The 17803-nt window shown below is 63.9% G+C and carries 18 protein-coding genes; 8 read left to right on the forward strand and 10 right to left on the reverse strand.

Features of this window, described 5'->3' with window-relative positions:
- Positions 1–64 precede the first annotated feature (64 nt).
- On the forward strand, positions 65–811 hold the full coding sequence (locus AC1RT2_RS11915) for a sulfite exporter TauE/SafE family protein (RefSeq protein WP_493102082.1): 747 nt from the start codon (positions 65–67) through the stop codon (positions 809–811).
- Here the strand turns inward: AC1RT2_RS11915 and trmD are convergent.
- The 5 genes from trmD to ffh form a co-directional block, all read right to left on the reverse strand.
- Complete coding sequence (gene trmD / locus AC1RT2_RS11920) at positions 793–1485, reverse strand: tRNA (guanosine(37)-N1)-methyltransferase TrmD (protein ID WP_069060660.1); 693 nt, start codon at positions 1483–1485, stop codon at positions 793–795. The two genes, AC1RT2_RS11915 and trmD, sit on opposite strands and share 19 nt — an antisense overlap.
- A gap of 1 nt (position 1486) precedes the next feature.
- Positions 1487–2062 (reverse strand): ribosome maturation factor RimM, encoded by a 576-nt coding sequence (gene rimM, locus AC1RT2_RS11925; protein ID WP_493102085.1) that lies wholly within the window; start codon positions 2060–2062, stop codon positions 1487–1489.
- Positions 2063–2203: 141 nt separating this feature from the next.
- Positions 2204–2569, reverse strand: coding sequence for a 30S ribosomal protein S16 (gene rpsP / locus AC1RT2_RS11930; RefSeq protein WP_069060658.1), 366 nt, complete (start codon positions 2567–2569; stop codon positions 2204–2206).
- Positions 2570–2603: 34 nt separating this feature from the next.
- On the reverse strand, positions 2604–2927 hold the full coding sequence (locus AC1RT2_RS11935) for a chorismate mutase (RefSeq protein ID WP_069060657.1): 324 nt from the start codon (positions 2925–2927) through the stop codon (positions 2604–2606).
- A gap of 11 nt (positions 2928–2938) precedes the next feature.
- A complete protein-coding gene (gene ffh / locus AC1RT2_RS11940) occupies positions 2939–4507 on the reverse strand; it encodes a signal recognition particle protein (protein WP_493102087.1) in 1569 nt (522 codons plus the stop codon).
- 306 nt (positions 4508–4813) lie between these two features.
- On the opposite strand from ffh, the gene AC1RT2_RS11945 reads away from it, so the two are divergent.
- The 5 genes from AC1RT2_RS11945 to AC1RT2_RS11965 all read left to right on the forward strand — a co-directional run bounded on the left by AC1RT2_RS11945 (position 4814) and on the right by AC1RT2_RS11965 (position 10346).
- Complete coding sequence (locus AC1RT2_RS11945) at positions 4814–5896, forward strand: MBL fold metallo-hydrolase (RefSeq protein ID WP_493102089.1); 1083 nt, start codon at positions 4814–4816, stop codon at positions 5894–5896.
- Between the two features lie 79 nt (positions 5897–5975).
- Positions 5976–6875, forward strand: a complete 900-nt coding sequence (dapF, locus tag AC1RT2_RS11950; protein ID WP_493102091.1) for a diaminopimelate epimerase — start codon at positions 5976–5978, stop codon at positions 6873–6875.
- On the forward strand, positions 6872–8161 hold the full coding sequence (gene mtaB / locus AC1RT2_RS11955; protein WP_493102093.1) for a tRNA (N(6)-L-threonylcarbamoyladenosine(37)-C(2))-methylthiotransferase MtaB: 1290 nt from the start codon (positions 6872–6874) through the stop codon (positions 8159–8161). The genes dapF and mtaB overlap by 4 nt, the downstream gene beginning before the upstream one ends.
- 11 nt (positions 8162–8172) lie before the next feature.
- The gene (ftsY, locus tag AC1RT2_RS11960; protein ID WP_493102095.1) at positions 8173–9699 is read left to right on the forward strand and encodes a signal recognition particle-docking protein FtsY; all 1527 of its coding nucleotides are present in this window, start codon (positions 8173–8175) and stop codon (positions 9697–9699) included.
- A complete protein-coding gene (locus tag AC1RT2_RS11965; protein ID WP_257950427.1) occupies positions 9696–10346 on the forward strand; it encodes a septation protein A in 651 nt (216 codons plus the stop codon). Before ftsY ends, AC1RT2_RS11965 begins: the two co-directional genes overlap by 4 nt.
- A gap of 196 nt (positions 10347–10542) precedes the next feature.
- Here AC1RT2_RS11965 and AC1RT2_RS11970 read toward each other — a convergent pair whose 3' ends face one another.
- The 5 genes from AC1RT2_RS11970 to ccmA form a co-directional block, all read right to left on the reverse strand.
- Positions 10543–11157 carry a DsbE family thiol:disulfide interchange protein gene (locus tag AC1RT2_RS11970; RefSeq protein WP_493102097.1) on the reverse strand — a complete coding sequence of 205 codons (615 nt, stop codon included), beginning with the start codon at positions 11155–11157 and terminating at the stop codon, positions 10543–10545.
- Positions 11154–11318, reverse strand: coding sequence for a heme exporter protein CcmD (gene ccmD, locus AC1RT2_RS11975; RefSeq protein ID WP_069060648.1), 165 nt, complete (start codon positions 11316–11318; stop codon positions 11154–11156). The genes AC1RT2_RS11970 and ccmD overlap by 4 nt, the downstream gene beginning before the upstream one ends.
- Positions 11315–12076, reverse strand: coding sequence for a heme ABC transporter permease (locus tag AC1RT2_RS11980; RefSeq protein WP_069060647.1), 762 nt, complete (start codon positions 12074–12076; stop codon positions 11315–11317). Before AC1RT2_RS11980 ends, ccmD begins: the two co-directional genes overlap by 4 nt.
- Before the next feature lie 60 nt (positions 12077–12136).
- Entirely contained in the window at positions 12137–12796 is a 660-nt protein-coding gene (ccmB, locus tag AC1RT2_RS11985; protein WP_493102100.1) for a heme exporter protein CcmB, read from the reverse strand.
- 199 nt (positions 12797–12995) lie between these two features.
- Positions 12996–13637, reverse strand: a complete 642-nt coding sequence (gene ccmA, locus AC1RT2_RS11990) for a heme ABC exporter ATP-binding protein CcmA (RefSeq protein ID WP_493102102.1) — start codon at positions 13635–13637, stop codon at positions 12996–12998.
- A 268-nt stretch (positions 13638–13905) separates the two neighbouring features.
- On the opposite strand from ccmA, the gene acnA reads away from it, so the two are divergent.
- Both acnA and AC1RT2_RS12000 read left to right on the forward strand, forming a co-directional pair.
- Positions 13906–16599, forward strand: a complete 2694-nt coding sequence (acnA, locus tag AC1RT2_RS11995; RefSeq protein ID WP_069060644.1) for an aconitate hydratase AcnA — start codon at positions 13906–13908, stop codon at positions 16597–16599.
- 167 nt (positions 16600–16766) lie between these two features.
- On the forward strand, positions 16767–17534 hold the full coding sequence (locus tag AC1RT2_RS12000) for a DUF1223 domain-containing protein (protein WP_493102104.1): 768 nt from the start codon (positions 16767–16769) through the stop codon (positions 17532–17534).
- Positions 17535–17803: the final 269 nt, after the last annotated feature.

Genomic DNA, 17803 nt, shown 5'->3' on the forward strand with positions numbered 1-17803 from the left:
GGCCACGCTATCACCCAAAAGGGAGGAGCGGCACGGCATCCCGGCCGCTGCCGCTGGGAGTATCATGTCCATAGCCGATGCCATACTGCTTTTCGTTGCCGGCTTCCTGTCGGGCGTGGTGAACGCCATTGCCGGCGGCGGCACGTTCCTCACCTTCGGCGCGATGACGCTGACCGGCCTGCCGCCGATCGTCGCCAATGCCACCTCCTCGATCACCCAGTTTCCCGGCTATGTTACCTCTTCGCTTGCCTATGCCAAGGAGATCAGGGCGGACTGGCGCGAAGCGGCACTGCTCGGGGTGATTTCCCTCGTCGGCGGCCTTGGCGGAGCGCTGCTGCTGCTGTCGCTCGACAATCCGTCCTTCCGCGCGCTGGTGCCCTGGCTGCTGTTCGCCGCGACCGTCATCTTCGCCGCCGGCCCCTATCTCAAGCCGAAGACGCTGCATGCCGAAACGCCGGTTTCGCCGCTCGGCCTTGCCGGGCAGTTTGCGACCTCGATCTATGGCGGCTTCTTCGGCGCCGGCATGGGCATCATGATGCTCGCCGTGCTCGGCCTCACGAAAGGCGGCGACTACCACCGGCTCAATGCGCTGAAGAATTTCCTGGCCGTGGTGATCGCCGCCGTCGCGATCGTCGTCTTTGCCAGCGGCGATGTGGTCGGCTGGCCGCAGGCGGCCGTCATGGTGCCGGCCGGCGCACTTGGCGGCTGGTCCGGTGTCTGGGCAGCACGACGCGTGCCGCAGCCGGTCATCCGCGCCCTGGTGGTCGCTGTCGGTGCGGCGCTGACGGTCTATTATTTCGTGACGGGCTGAGCGAGAAGATCCGGCCGGCGCTCACGCGTCAGCGCCTCGGCCTCCTCGCGGCGCCATCTGTCGATCGCCGCATGGTGGCCGGAGGTCAGCACGCCGGGGATTTCCTGGCCTTCCCAGACCTGCGGGCGCGTATAGTGCGGATGCTCCAGCAGCCCGCCCTCGAAACTTTCATGCTCGCCGGACAGCGCATTGCCCATCACGCCCGGCAGGATGCGCACGATGGCATCGAGCAGGATCATCGCCGCCGGCTCGCCGCCCGAGAGAATGTAATCGCCGATCGACACTTCTTCGAGTTGCCGCCCGTCGATGACGCGCTGGTCGACACCCTCGAAACGGCCGCAGACCACAATCACGCCCTCGCCCGCAGCGAGTTCGCGCACGCGGGCCTGCGTCAGCGGCAGCCCACGCGGGCTCATCAGCAGCCGCGGGCGGCTGTCGCCCTCGGAGGCATGATCGATGGCACGCGCCAGAACGTCCGGCTTCAGTACCATGCCGGCACCGCCGCCGGCCGGCGTGTCGTCCACGGTGCGGTGGCGGTCGGTCGTGAAATCGCGGATCTGCACGCAGTCGAGCGCCCAGTCGCCGCGATCCAGCGCCTTGCCGGACAGCGACTGGCCCAGGAGGCCCGGAAACATTTCCGGGTAGAGCGTCAGGATGGTGGCGCGGAAAGCCACGTCATTCCCCGTCGTCTTCGGGGGGGCGGCGCCGCCGGCTGCCGGGGCCTTCCTTTTCTTCTTCCTCGAGACCGGCCGCAAAGGCGTCGATCACCAGGCGGCCGCCATCGACATCGATTTCCAGCACGGCAGCTTCGGAGAACGGAATGAGCACAGGACGCTTGCCGGGACCTTTGAGCTCCAGGAGATCACCTGCACCAAAATCGAAGATGCCGGTCACCGTGCCGTGGCTGCGGCCCTGCGTGTCGACGGCCTCCAGGCCTTCGAGATCGGCATAGAAGAACTCGTCCTCGTCCAGTTCCTCGTCCGGCAGGTTGTCGCGATCGATATAGAGCTCAAGGCCATTCAGCGTCTCGGCCGTGTTGCGGTCGTTGATGCCGCGGAAGCGTACCACGACGACGTTCTTCGCCTCGCGCACCTCCAGCACCTCGAAGGACCGGCCGTCCTGGGTGTGCAGATGGCCGTAGTCACCGATCGCCGTCGGGTCGATGGTGTAGGATTTCACACGGACTTCGCCGCGCAGGCCCTGGGCCGCGCCGATGGTGCCCATGAGGATAGGATTTTCCGGTTTCGCCATGGTTCGGTTCCGAACGTTCGATGAGGCTTCAGCTACGCGAAAACGCTTTACGACGTTCTTGAGCTTCGTCCAAATAAAAACGGGCAAATAAAAACGGGCGGCATGGAACACGCCGCCCGTTCAAGATGATGTCAGGGAAAATTATTCGCCAGCGGCAGCAGCAGCGGCGTCTTCTTCCTTCTGCTTCTTCTCGGCAGCGCGCTCGAGCGCCTTCTTGCCCGGCTTTGCCTTGTCCGGGTTGTTGCGGGCTTCGCGCTTCACGACGCCGGCTTCATCGAGGAAGCGGGCAACGCGGTCGGTCGGCTGAGCACCCTTGGAGAGCCATTCCTTGATGCGGTCGGCGTCGATCTGGACGCGGGTCGCGTCTTCCTTGCCGAGCATCGGGTTCCACGAACCGACCTTCTCCAGGAAGCGGCCATCGCGCGGCGAACGGGCGTCGGCAACAACGATCTGGTAGTACGGACGCTTCTTGGAGCCACCGCGGGCGAGACGAATTTTCAGTGCCATGTCATTTCTCCTTGGATGTAGGTGACCGCTTGTTTCAAGCGGTATTCTGGTTTGCGCCGCTGTGTTCAGCAGCAATGGCTTCGTGGTGCCGGATCACCTCGTGGATGATGAAGTTCAAAAACTTCTCCGCGAAATCCGGATCCAGATTGGCATCCTTCGCCAGGCGGCGAAGGCGCTCGATCTGGTATTCCTCGCGCGCCGGGTCGGCCGGCGGCAGTTCATGCGTGGCCTTCAGAACGCCCACCGCCTGGGTGCAGCGGAAACGCTCGGCGAGCATATGCACAAGGGCAGCGTCGATATTGTCGATCGACTGCCGGTATTCCCCCAATTGCTGCTTGACCGTCGGATCGATCGTCATGCCTCAATTCCTCACTTCTTCTTCGGCAGGCCGGGAAGGCCCGGCAGGCCACCAAGACCCGGAAGACGGCCCCCGCCGAGACCGGGAAGACCACCGCCGCCCAGGCCCGGCATGCTGCCGGGCTTGATGCCGGCGGCTTCCGCCTGCTTGGCAAGCGCTTCGAGCTGCTTCGGATCCATCTTCGACAGATCGGGCATGCCGCCCATGCCGCCGCCAAGGCCACCGAGGCCCATCTTGCCGGCAAGGCCGCCCATCATCTGCTTCATCATGCCGCCGCCCTTCTTGCCGCCCATCATCTTCATCATGTCCGCCATCTGGCGGTGCATCTTGAGAAGCTTGTTGATGTCGGAGGCATCGGTGCCGGAGCCGGCGGCGATGCGCTTCTTGCGGGAATGCTTGAGCATGTCCGGGTTGGCGCGCTCGGCCTTGGTCATCGAATTGATGATGGCGATCTGGCGGCCGAAAAGCTTGTCGTCGAGACCGGCGGCGGACATCTTGTCCTTCATGCCGGCTATGCCGGGCATCATTCCCATGATGCCGCCCATACCGCCCATCTTCTGCATCTGGCCCAGCTGGTCGGCGAGGTCGTTCAGGTCGAACTTGCCCTTGGCCATCTTGGCGGCCATGGCGGCCGCCTTCTCGGCGTCGATATTCTCCGCCGCCTTCTCGACGAGCGAAACGATATCGCCCATGCCGAGGATGCGGTCTGCGACGCGGCGGGGATGGAACTCTTCGAGTTCGCCCATCTTTTCGCCGACGCCGATCAGCTTGATCGGCTTGCCGGTGACGGCACGCATCGAGAGCGCCGCACCGCCGCGACCATCGCCGTCCATGCGGGTCAGCACGAGGCCGGTAATGCCGACGCGCTCGTCGAAATTGCGGGCGAGGTTGACGGCGTCCTGACCGGTCAGCGCGTCGGCGACGAGCAGGATTTCATGCGGATTGGACTTCCGCTTGATCTCCGCCATCTCGATCATCAACGGTTCGTCGATATGGGTACGGCCGGCAGTGTCGAGGATGACGACGTCATGGCCGCCGAGTTTTGCGGCCTGCACGGCACGCGAGGCGATGTCGGTCGGCGACTGGCCGGCAATAACGGGCAGCGTATCGATGCCCGCCTGGACGCCCAACTGCCGCAACTGCTCCTGCGCGGCCGGACGGCGCGTATCGAGCGAGGCCATCAGGACCTTCTTCTTGTCGCGCGTCTTCAGCCGGTTGGCGATCTTGCCCGAAGTGGTGGTCTTGCCCGAGCCCTGCAGACCGACCATCATGATCACGACGGGAGCCGCCGCATTGAGATCGATCGACACGCCCTCGGAGCCGAGCATCGAGACAAGCTCGTCATGCACGAGCTTGACGACCATCTGGCCGGGCTTGATCGACTTCAGGATTTCCGCGCCGACGGCCTTTTCGCGCACCGCATCGGTGAAGGAGCGCACCACTTCCAACGCCACGTCCGCTTCGAGCAGCGCACGGCGGACCTCGCGCAGCGCCGCCGAGACATCGGCCTCGGAAAGCGCGCCACGGCCCGTCAATCCATTCAGAATGGAGCCAAGGCGGTCCTGGAGTGTTTCAAACATCACGTCATCCTTCTTGTTTCCGCACGGAACGGAAACGTCGGTGCCATCAGTGACAAAAACAAGACGCAAAGCCAAAAAGCACCCGAGGGCGCATCGCGCTGTCGGGTGTTGACCTCCGGGATCTGTTTATACCGCAATGGGTCCCGGTCGGTGGCTTCAAGTCGTCTCACTTGTCGCAGATGCGCGGCTTAAACAGCAAAGAGGCCGGAAAGTCAAGGATCAGCCGGCAGGCGAGGCGTCGGTCACATTTCCGCGAGGCCCGCGCGGCACATTGCGACGGCCCCTGGCAGGACTTATGTATTGTCAATGAACCGTCGCAAGTTCCTGAAATGGTCGAGCCTTGGTGCCCTGGCAACGCTTGCCGGCGGAGCTTTCGCCGGCCGCAGCATGGCTGCCAACCGCTATTATGACGGCCCGGTCAGCGATCATTTCGACGGCACCTATTTCTTCAATCCCAATGGGGAAGAGCCGAACAGCTTCTTCGAGCTGATGCGGTGGAAACTGGGTGGCGGTCAGGCGACCTGGCCGCTCGACTGGCCAAGCCCCTTTCCCTTCGCCGTGCCGGAGCCGCAGGTCAATGGCGAGCGCCTCGTCGTCACCATGGCAGGGCATGCCGCGCTGCTGATCCAGACGGCCGGCCTCAACATCCTGACCGACCCGGTGTGGAGCGACCGCGCGAGCCCGATCGGCTTTGCCGGCCCGAAGCGCGTCAACCCGCCGGGCATAAAGCTTGCCGATCTGCCGAAGATCGACCTCGTGCTCGTCACGCACAACCACTACGACCATCTCGACCTTGCCACGCTGAAGGCGCTGGCCGAGCGGGACGATTGCCGCATCGTCACACCGCTTGGCAATGACAGGATCATCGGACCGGTTGTCGGCGAAGGGCGCGTGACGACCATGGACTGGGGCGGCGACATTCCGGTCGCCGACGGTGTGACGCTCCATTGCGAACCCTGCCACCACTGGTCGGCCCGCGGGCTCGGCGATCGTCGCATGGCGCTGTGGGCGGCCTTCCTCATCGAAACGCCGGGCGGCAAGATCTACCATATCGGCGATACCGGCTTTCACCAGGGCATCAACTACCGGGCGATCCGCGAGAAACACGGCGCGATCCGCCTCGCCAACCTGCCCTTCGGCGCCTATGAGCCGCGCTGGTTCATGCGCCCGCAGCACCAGAACCCGTACGAGGCGGTGCAGGGCATGGTGGCGAGCGGTGCGGCCTATGTCGCCGGCCATCACTGGGGTACGTTCCGGCTGACAAACGAGGGCGTCGACGAGCCGCTCGCCGCGCTGGAATCCGCCCTCGACGCGGCCGGCATCGCGCGCGCACGTTTTCGCGCCTTGAGGCCCGGCGAAGTCTTCGAGGTCCCTGCCGCCACGGCCTGATGCAAGGCACTGGAAATCCGCGGGCTTTTCCGCCATATACGCCCCCAACGGGGCCTTTTGGCCCGATCGGGCATACGTGATGACAAAGACGGTCGACTTCGCGAAGATGAACGGGCTGGGAAACAACATCCTGGTCGTGGACATGCGTGGCCGCAAGGATGTCGTGACGCCGGCCGCGGCGATAGCGCTCGCAGCCGATCCCGCCACCCGCTTCGACCAGATCATGGCGGTCCATGACCCCAGGGTCGACGGCACCGATGCCTGGATCGACATCCTCAATTGCGATGGCACGAAGGCGCAGGCCTGCGGCAACGGCACGCGCTGCGTCGTGCAGGCACTCGCCGCCGAGACCGGCCGCAAGGTCTTCACCTTCCAGACCGTCGCCGGCATCCTCAATGCCGTCGAGCACGAGGACGGCACGATTTCGGTCGACATGGGCAAGCCGGTCTTCGAATGGAGCCGCATTCCGCTGGCGGAAGAATTCTACGACACCAGCCGCATCGAATTGCAGATCGGGCCGATCGACGATCCGATCCTGCATTCGCCCGCCGCCATGTCGATGGGCAATCCGCACGCCGTTTTCTGGGTCGATCGCGATCCGATGACGTTCGACCTCGACCGTTTCGGCCCGCTGCTCGAAAACCACCCGATGTTCCCGGAAAAGGCCAACATCACGCTGGCGCAGGTCACGTCGCCGACGTCCATGACGACGCGCACCTGGGAGCGCGGCGCCGGCCTGACGCTCGCCTGCGGTTCCGCCGCCTGCGCTTCGGGCGTCAGTGGCGCACGCACCGGCCGCACCGGCCGCAAGGTCACGATCACCGTTGCCAGCAGCCCGAACCGTGGCACGCTGCAGATCGAGTGGCGCGACGACGACCACGTCATCATGACCGGCCCGGCCGAATGGGAATGGTCGGGCACGCTGGACCCCGCGACCGGCGCCTTCCGCCGGGACGATGCCGAGGCGGCCGCCCTTTGAGCGGCGTCGAGGTCATAACCTTCGGCTGTCGGCTCAACACCTACGAATCGGAAGTGATGCGCGCGGAGGCCGAGAAGGCGGGGCTCAACAATGCCGTGCTGGTGAACACCTGCGCCGTGACGGGCGAGGCCGTGCGCCAGGCCCGCCAGGCCATCCGCCGCGCGCGCCGCAACAACCCCCATGCCCGCATTATCGTCACCGGCTGCGCCGCGCAGACGGAAAAACACACTTTTGCGGAGATGCCGGAAGTCGACGCCGTGCTCGGCAACGAGGAGAAGCTGAAGAGCGCCTCCTACCGTGCACTACCGGATTTCGGCGTCTCGGCGGAAGAGAAGCTGCGCGTCAACGACATCATGAGCGTGCGGGAAACCGCGCCGCAGATGGTGAAGCTGATCGATGGCCATGTGCGCGCCTTCGTGCAGGTGCAGAACGGCTGCGACCATCGCTGCACCTTCTGCATCATCCCCTACGGCCGCGGCAATTCCCGCTCCGTGCCGATGGGTGCCGTCGTCGACCAGGCACGCAGGCTCATCGAGAGCGGCTATTCGGAGATCGTGCTGACCGGCGTCGATGCCACCAGCTACGGCGCCGATCTGCCCGGAAAACCCAGCCTCGGCCAACTCGCCAAGGCGCTTTTGAAGCAGGTGCCGGAAATCCAGCGTCTGCGCCTCTCTTCGATCGACAGCATCGAGGCGGATGATCACCTCTGGGACCTGATCGCAGACGAGCCGCATTTCATGCCGCACCTGCATCTCTCGCTCCAGCATGGCGACGACATGATCCTGAAGCGCATGAAGCGCCGCCATTCCAGCGCTGATGCCGTCGCCTTCTGCGAGCGGGTGAAAACCTTGCGTCCGGAGGCGAGTTTCGGCGCCGATATGATCGCCGGCTTCCCGACGGAAACGGAAGAGATGTTTTCCAATGCGCAGCGGCATGCCGAAGACTGCGGCATCGCCCATCTGCACGTCTTTCCCTACAGCCCGCGCGCCGGCACGCCGGCCGCCCGCATGCCGCAGCTCGACCGCGCTATCGTCAAGGAACGCGCCGGCCGGCTGCGCGACACTGGAAAACGGCTGCACGAGGCCCATCTCGACCAGATGGTCGGCACCGTGCAAAAAATCCTCGTCGAGAACAACGGCCTCGCCCATACGGAAAACTTCACGCTCGTCGATGCCGCGGGCCTCAAACCTCGCGACCTTGTGCCGGTGACGATCACCGGCCACAATGGCAGACACCTGACGATGCAGCCGGCGAATGCTCCCGGCACCGCCCCCCTTCGCAACTAGCGGACACTTTTATGGCCCTCGGCTTCATCAAGAAGATTTTTACATTCGGAAAAGACACCGCCCCTGCGCCCAAGCCGGAGGCGGAAGCCCCGGTCGTTGCGGCCGAGGTGATCGAGCCGGAGCCGGAGCAGGCAGCCGAGCGCGAGGAAATCGCCGTCATCGATGCTGTCGAGGAGCGTGACGCGCTGCTTGACGAGGCGGAAGCCGCCAATCCCGAGGCCACCCATCATGTGCCGGAGGAAGCGGAGCCCGATATCTATCCGCTGCCGCATGCCCCGGATCTGCCGGTTGCCGAGGATCCGGTCGCGCCGGCTGAGGTGGAAACCGCAGCTGGGCCGGAGAGTGATGACGTCACCTCCGAGGAAGACGTTATTGAAGCGCCTGTCGAAGAGGAGCCGGCGGCTCCGGTAGAAGCCATCGTTGAAGATGAGCCGGCCCCGCCAGTGGAAGAGATCGCCGAACCGGAACCGGAAATCGTCCCGATAGAGGAAGCGCCGCCTGCGGAAGTCGAAGATCCCGTTCTCGAAGAGGCAATCCGCACCGAGCCGAAAGTGCTGCCGAAGGGTTTTGCCACAGCCGAGCGCTCGGCCGTCGTGGAGACGCCGGTGGCGCAGCCGAAGCGCACCTGGTTCCAGCGCCTGCGCGACGGGCTTTCGCGCACCTCCTCGCAGCTCACCGGCCAAATCACCAGCCTGTTCACCAAGCGCAAGCTCGACGACGCGACGCTGCAGGACCTCGAAGACCTGCTGATCCAGGCCGATCTCGGCGTGGAAACGGCGCTGCGCATCACCGACACGCTGGCCTCCGAACGCTACGGCAAGGATGTGACGGGCGGCGACGTCTCGCGCATCATGGCAAGCGAGATCACCAAGGTGCTGTCGCCGGTCGCCAAGCCGCTGGAGCTCGACCTCAATCACAAGCCGCATGTCATCCTCGTCGTCGGTGTCAACGGCACCGGCAAGACGACGACGATCGGCAAGCTCGCCGCCAAGCTCTCGGGCGCCGGCCTGAAGGTGATGCTGGCCGCCGGCGACACGTTCCGCGCCGCTGCCATCGAGCAGCTGAAAATCTGGGCGGAGCGTACCGGCTCCGACATCGTCTCGTCCAAGCTCGGCGCCGATGCGGCAGGCCTCGCCTACGAGGCCTACGAACAGGCCAAGCTGAAGAAAAGCGACGTGCTGATCGTCGACACGGCCGGCCGGTTGCAGAACAAGACGGAGCTGATGGCGGAGCTGGAAAAGATCGTTCGCGTGCTCGGCAAGCTCGATCCGGACGCACCGCACACGGTTCTCCAGACGCTTGACGCTACAACCGGGCAGAACGCGATGAACCAGGTCGAGATTTTCCGCAACGTCGCGGGCGTCACGGGCCTGATCATGACAAAATTGGACGGTACGGCCCGCGGCGGCATCCTTGTGGCGATTGCCGCCAAACACAAGCTGCCGGTCTATTTCATCGGTGTCGGAGAGGGGGTCGACGATCTCGAACCCTTCGAGGCCAAGGATTTCGCGGAAGCGATCGCAGGAGTTGGAGAATGAGCAAGGTTACGCTGGAAACCCCGGCCAAGACGGAGGAGAAGGTCAGCCCCCTCCTCAAGATGGTGCTGGAGCTCGGCCCCCTCGTCGTCTTCTTCTTCGCCAATTCGCGCGGCGAATGGCTGGCGGCGCAGTTTCCGGTGCTTGCCGAAATGGGCGGACCGATCTTCATCGCCACCGGCCTCTTCATGGCGGCCACCGCGCTCGCCCTGATCGTCTCGTGGATCCTGACCCGCACGCTGCCGATGATGCCGCTGATCTCAGGCATCGTTGTCCTGGTCTTCGGCGCGCTGACGCTGTGGCTGCAGAACGACACCTTCATCAAGATGAAGCCGACCATCGTCAACACGCTGTTCGGCACCATCCTGCTCGGCGGCCTTCTGTTCGGCAAATCCCTGCTCGGCTACGTCTTCCACGCCGCCTTCAAGCTGACCGACGAAGGCTGGCGCAAGCTGACGCTGCGCTGGGGCCTGTTCTTCCTCGTGCTTGCCGTGATGAACGAAGTCGTCTGGCGGTCGTTCTCGACCGACTTCTGGGTGGCGTTCAAGGTCTGGGGCACGATGCCCATCACCATTCTCTTCACGCTCTCCCAGATGCCGCTGATCATGCGCCACTCGATCGAACAGCCCGAAGAGGGCAAGGCGCCGTAAGGACAACGTCGCGGGCACTGCTTTTCCGTCATCGGATGCTGTGTGGATTCTCGGGTCAAGCCCGAGGATGGACGAAAGAAGAGACGAACGGCGGCTCAAGTAACGACGTCGCCTTCCGCACCGTCCAAAGGTCTTGGGGGTCTCTCCTCCCCGCCGTCATCCTCGGGCTTGCCCCGAGGATTTACGGCAAACACCATCAGCCCGCTTTAGCAGGCGCGCCCAGTGCCTTTTCGATCGCGGGGAAAAGCCCGTCCTTCAGGCTCTTTTCATCGAATGGCCCGACCTTCTTGTAAAGGATCGTGCCATCCGGGCCGACGAGATAGGATTCGGGGATGCCGTAGACGCCCCAGTCGATCGCCATTTTCCCCACGGGATCGAGGCCGATGGCGGAGAAGGGATTGCCGAGTTCGCCGAGGAAACGCAGCGCGTTTTCGCTGCCGTCCTTGTAGTTGACGCCGACCACGGTGAGGCGCGGGTCCTTGGACAGCGACAGGATGACTGGATGCTCCTGCCGGCACGGCACGCACCAGGACGCCCAGAAATTGACCAGCGTCAGCTTACCCTTCACGGCTTCCGCCGAAAGGGCGGGAACCTGCACGCCATCTTTTAGCGCACCCGCTAGCGGCTCGAGATCGCGAAACGGCGCCTTGGTACCGATCAGCGCGGAGGGGATTTCAGAGATATCGCGGCCGGAATTGAGCTGCGTCCAGAAGATCAGCGCGAGACCGAGAAAAATCGCCAGCGGTAGTGCTGCAAGAATCAGGCGCGTGCGCGTGCCAGCACCCTGTGCAGTGCCTTCTGATTCGCTCATCGGGTTTCCTCACGGGCGGAGCGGCGACGCACGCCGGCCGCTTCCAGCCGTTCAAGCTCGCGATGACGGCCGCGATGATCGAGCCAGACCCACAGGATGAGGCCGATCGAGACCGAGAAGGCAGCGATATAGGACGCCGTGACGTAGAAGGCGTGGCTCATGCGGCACCTCCGGCGGAACGGGCGGCGTGGCGGCGCAGCGCGGCAATGCGCCGGCGCAGGATCTCGTTGCGCATGGCGAGAATGTGCAGCGTGAAGAACAGCATGGTGAAGGCGATGGCCATCACGAGCAGCGGGCGGAGGAATTCGCCGGAAATCGTCGGCCCGTCCAGGCGGATGACGCTTGCCGGCTGGTGCAGCGTGTTCCACCACTCGACGGAAAACTTGATGATCGGGATGTTGACAAAGCCGACGAGGATCAGCACGGCGCTGACTTTTGCAGCACGGGTCGGCTCGTCCATGGCGCGGTTGAGCGCGATCAGGCCGAGATACATCAGGAACAGCACGAAGACGGAGGTAAGCCGTGCATCCCACACCCACCAGGTGCCCCACATCGGCTTGCCCCAGAGCGAGCCGGTGATGAGGGCGACGAGCGTGAAACAGGCGCCGATGGGTGCTGCGGCCTTCGCCGAGACATCCGCGAGCGGGTGGCGCCAGACCAAGGTGCCGAGCGCGGACAGTGCCATGACGGTGTAACACATCATGGAAAGCCAGGCGGCCGGCACATGCACATACATGATGCGCACCGTCTCGCCCTGCTGGTAATCGCCCACCGTCGTGAAGGAAAGATAGAGCCCGACCGCGAACAGACAGAGCGTCAGCCCGGCAAGCCAGGGCCAGACGGTCGAGACCAGCGCCAGAAACCGCGTCGGGTTGGCGAGATCGCTGAATTTGCGGATGGCAAGGCTCGGTTCGCTCATGATGGTTCTTTAACGTGTAAGCCCGGTATCTTCAATTGATCTGCCGCAATCACATTCGTGTCAGTCGCTGGACAGGCGAAGGGCCGCCGCCGCCGCGACAGGCCCGAGCACGGCAAAGAACAGGTTGATCGCGACAAGAATGAGGAAGGGCGGCAGGAAGGGGGCCGGTTCCTGGATCGCTGCATAGACCGCACTCACCCCGAAGATCAGCACGGGGATGGCAAGCGGCAGCACGAGGATCGACACAAGCAGCCCGCCGCGCGGCAGTGCCACCGCGATCGCGGCACCGGCCGCTCCGATGAAGGTGATCGCCGGCGTCCCTGCCAGCAGCGTCAGCGTCGTCGCACCGATCGCCACCTCGTCCATGTTCATGAAAAGGCCGAGCAAGGGCGAGGCGATGACGAGCGGCAGGCCGGTCGCGACCCAGTGCGCAATGCATTTGACGAATACCACAAGCACCAGCGGCGTCTCCTGCATCAGCAGAAGATCGAGCGAGCCATCCTCGCGCTCGGCCTGGAACAGCCGGTCGAGGCCGAGCAGCGAGGCAAGCAGGGCGCCGATCCAGAGGATCGCCGGTCCGATTCGCGACAGGAGGTTGAGATCGGGGCCGACGCCGAAGGGGATGACGGCGACGACTGTCATGAAGAACAGCACGCCGATGAGGGCACCACCGCCGGCACGGACGGAGAGTTTGAGGTCGCGGGCGAGGAGGGCGATCATGCGGGGACCTCGCTGTGCTGTGGGCGTGGCTCACCCCCCTCTGCCCTGCCGGGCATCTCCCCCACAAATGGGGAGATCGAATCGCGGAAACGCTTCGCCCATCGCGAACGTTGCGGAAGGGAGAATGCCTTGTCACCCAGCCAATCTCCCCCCCTGTGGGGGAGATGCCCGGCAGGGCAGAGGGGGGTCGCGAAGCGCATCACCACACCTTCTCCCCCACACCCGCGAACCCCGTCATCCGCAACTCCCTCAACCCGTCCAGCCCCAGCGGCTGGTGCGTCGCGGCAATCGCGATGCCACCGCGGGTGAGGTGGGTGGTGACGAGGCCGGCGAACATTTTTTCGGCGTCCACATCGAGCGCGGCCGTCGGCTCGTCGAGGATCCACACCGGGCGCCAGGCGACGAGAAGCTTTGCCATGGCCATGCGGCGCTGCTGGCCGGCGGAGAGATAACCGAAGGGAAGGTGGGCGATGTCGCCGAGGCCGACTGATTCGACGGCTTCGTCGACGGAGATGCCGGCGCCACCTGAAAAATCCCCGAAGAAGGCTTTCCAGAAGGTGAGATTCTCGTCGACGGTCAGCTCGCGCTTCATCGCATTGCGGTGGCCGAGATAGTGGCAGGCCTCGTCGAGACGCTCCACCGGTTGCGCCGCAGCAACGAGTTTTGCCGTGCCCGTTTCCGCCGGCAGAAGGCCGGCCAGGACGCGCAGCAAGGTCGACTTTCCCGAGCCGTTCGGCCCCTTGACGACGAGGGCCTCGCCGCGCGGGATTTCAAAGGAAATATCTTGGAAAATCAAATCCTCGCCGCGCTTGGCGCTCAATCCCTCGGCGACGAGCCGCATGGCGTTTCACTTTCCTTTTACGACATTGGTCGCAATGCAAAAAAATTGTCCCGATTTGCCCTTCGGCGCTCTGGAACCTTGTTTAGAAATTATCTATAACGCCCGCAACACGCCAGCGGTCGGCGTGAATTTCATCCAAGCGCCGAACACGGAATGAATTCCGCGTACGGACAGCGGAAATGACCGCACCCGCATCCCATAACGCGCTTGAACAGCGCAAGGGCGTTCGTACGTCAGCTTTCTGGCGCCAGACGAGACGGGGTATAAAGTGTCCAAATCCCTAGACAGTTTCAATTGTCGTTCGACCCTTACGGTCAACGGCACCGACTATGTGTATTACAGCCTTCCCAAGGCTGAGGCGAACGGGCTGGCCGGCGTCTCGAAGCTGCCCTATTCCATGAAGGTGCTTCTGGAGAACCTGCTGCGCTTCGAGGACGGCCGTTCGGTCACCAAGGAGCAGATCCTCTCCGTCGTCGACTGGCTGACGAACAAGGGTACGGTCGAAAACGAGATCGCCTATCGCCCGGCGCGCGTGCTGATGCAGGACTTCACCGGCGTTCCGGCCGTCGTTGACCTGGCGGCCATGCGCGACGCGATGGTGTCGCTTGGCGGCGACCCGGAAAAGATCAACCCGCTCGTTCCCGTCGACCTCGTCATCGACCACTCCGTCATCGTCGACGAATTCGGCACACCGACCGCCTTTGCCCGCAACGTCGAGCTGGAATACCAGCGCAACGGCGAGCGCTACCGCTTCCTCAAGTGGGGCCAGCAGGCGTTCAAGAACTTCCGCGTCGTTCCCCCGGGCACCGGCATCTGTCATCAGGTCAATCTGGAATATCTGGGCCAGACGGTCTGGACCAAGGAAGAAGACGGCGAGATCATCGCCTACCCGGATACCTGCGTCGGCACCGACAGCCACACGACCATGATCAACGGCCTCGGCGTTCTCGGCTGGGGCGTGGGCGGCATCGAAGCCGAAGCCGCCATGCTCGGCCAGCCGGTCTCCATGCTGCTGCCTGAAGTCATCGGCTTCAAGCTGACCGGCAAGCTGAAGGAAGGCGTCACTGCGACCGACCTCGTACTGATGGTCGTGCAGATGCTGCGCAAGAAGGGCGTGGTCTCCAAGTTCGTCGAATTCTTCGGCCCCGGCCTCGACAACATGACGCTCGCCGACCGCGCGACGATCGGCAATATGGGTCCGGAATATGGCGCGACCTGCGGCTTCTTCCCGGTCGACGGCGAAACCGTCAACTACCTCACCATGTCCGGCCGCGAAGAGCAGCGCATCGCGCTGGTCGAAGCCTATTCGAAGGCGCAGGGCATGTGGCGTGACAATGACGGGTCCGACCTCGTCTTCACCGACACGCTCGAACTCGACCTCGGCGCCGTCGTGCCGGCCATGGCCGGCCCGAAGCGTCCGGAAGGCCGCATCCCGCTGGAAAACATCGCGTCTGGCTTCGCCGGTTCGATGGACACCGACTACAAGAAGCCGGGCCAGCTTTCGAACCGCTACCCGGTCGAAGGCACCGACTATGATCTCGGCCATGGCGACGTCGCCATTGCCGCCATCACGTCCTGCACCAACACGTCCAACCCGTCGGTCCTCATCGCCGCAGGCCTCCTCGCCCGCAACGCGGTCGCCAAGGGGCTGAAGACGAAGCCGTGGGTCAAGACGTCGCTGGCACCGGGATCGCAGGTCGTCGGCGAATACCTTGCCAAGTCCGGCCTGCAGGCCGACCTCGACAAGCTCGGCTTCAACCTCGTCGGCTTCGGCTGCACGACCTGCATCGGCAATTCCGGTCCGCTGCCGGCGCCGATCTCCAAGACGATCAACGACAAGGGCCTGATTGCCGCCGGCGTTCTCTCCGGCAACCGCAACTTCGAAGGCCGCATTTCGCCGGACGTGCAGGCGAACTACCTCGCCTCGCCGCCGCTCGTCGTCGCCTACGCACTCGCCGGTTCGGTCCAGAAGGACCTGACGACGGAGCCGCTCGGCGAAGACAAGGACGGCAACCCGGTCTACCTCAAGGACATCTGGCCGACCTCGCAGGAAATCCAGGAGTTCATCCTGAAATACGTCACCCGCGCGCTCTACGCCGCGAAATATGCCGACGTGTTCAAGGGCGACGAGAACTGGCAGGCCGTGCAGGTACCCGCCGGCCAGACTTATGCCTGGGACGACCACTCGACCTATGTGCAGAACCCGCCCTACTTCGTCGGCATGGGCAAGACCGGCTCGGGCCTCAAGAACATCGAGGGTGCGCGCGTCCTCGGCCTGTTCGGCGACAAGATCACCACCGACCACATTTCGCCGGCCGGTTCGATCAAGGCCGCGTCTCCGGCCGGTGCCTACCTGACGGACAACGGCGTTGCCGTTGCCGACTTCAACCAGTACGGCACGCGCCGCGGCAACCATGAAGTGATGATGCGCGGCACCTTTGCCAATATCCGCATCCGCAACCACATGCTCGGCCCGAACGGCAAGGAAGGTGGCTACACGATCCACTATCCGACGAAGGAAGAGATGTCGATCTACGACGCGGCCATGAAGTACAAGGCCGAGGGCGTTCCGCTCGTCATCTTCGCCGGCGTCGAATACGGCAACGGCTCGTCGCGCGACTGGGCGGCCAAGGGCACCAACCTGCTCGGCGTCAAGGCCGTGGTGGCACAGTCCTTCGAGCGTATCCACCGCTCCAACCTCGTCGGCATGGGCATCGTGCCCTTCGTCTTCGAGGAAGGCACGACCTGGGCGTCGCTCGACCTCAAGGGCGACGAAGTCGTCACCATCGAGGGCCTGGAAGGCGACATCAAGCCGCGCGAGAAGAAGATCGCCAAGATCACCTATGCCGACGGCACGGTGAAGGAGGTTCCGCTGCTTTGCCGCATCGATACGCTCGACGAAGTCACCTACATGAACAATGGCGGCATCCTGCAGACCGTTCTGCGCGACCTCGCCGCCTGATCGGTTTCAGCGTCAAAACACGAAATGCCGGGGCCAAAACCCCGGCATTTTTCGTTTTCCGGAGCCTTTTTCTCCGCTATGAAGCTCACTCCATCGTGACTTCCTGTTGAACCGGCAAGCGCGTATGACGGCTCAAACGGCTGGCCATTGCCGGCGCTCCATTGGAAATGATCATGCCGAGACCGCACATACTGGATTGTCTGGCGATCCTGCTCGCGTTGGGAGCCGGCACAGGGGCTGCGCATGCGCAGGAAGTAACGAAGCCCAAGGGTGTCGTCGAACTCTTCACCAGCCAGGGCTGTTCATCCTGCCCGCCGGCCGACAAGGCGCTGGAAACCCTTGCCCGTGAAGGCGAGGTCGTCGCGCTCTCCTACCATGTCGACTACTGGAACTATCTCGGCTGGGCGGACACGCTCGCCTCCAAGGACAATACCGACCGGCAATATGCCTATGCCCGCATGTTCGGCCGCAACGGCGTCTATACCCCACAGGCCGTGCTGAACGGCCGCGAGCACATCAACGGCGCGGATATTTCCGGCATCCGTTCGCGTATCGGTGCCATGCCCGACGAGGGCAAGGGGCTGACCGTGCCGGTCGATGTCGAGGTCAAGAACGACGAATTGCGCATCCGCGTCGGCCCTGGCGAAGGCAAGGCCAATATCGTCATCGCCTATTTCGAGCGCGAGCGCACGATCAACATCGACAAGGGCGAGAATCTCGGCAAGACGGTCAACTACTGGCATGCCGTCACAGACATGGAAACGATCGGCATGTGGGAAGGCAAGGAGACCAACCTGGTGCTGCCGGCCGACATGCTGAACAAGAAAAAGAAGTCCGGCGGCTGCGCCGTGCTTATCCAGCGCATGCAGACGGCCGATACGCCCGGCGCCATTCTGGGCGCGACGGTGCTGACGGGCGACAAGAAGTCTCGGTAAATCTCCCGCAGAGCATACCGCGCTAAAGTGTGAAGCGGTTTTGCGGGGACGGTATGCGAAAGACAAACCTGAAGTGCGCAAGCACGTCAGGGGAGGCCCGGTCCGGTTTCCTCGAGGGGCTGGGGCTTGAGGGTTCGAAGAAACACGGACCGGACCAAGACGAAGTTACCGGCAACGGAATACAGGGCAACTTCGACAGGCGCTCACCCTACCAACCGGCTTCCCGCACAAGGCAGCAGGCAGGCATGGGCTGCGACTGGCGAACTCTC

Source organism: Shinella sp. GW821-FHT11G07 (assembly GCF_058808115.1).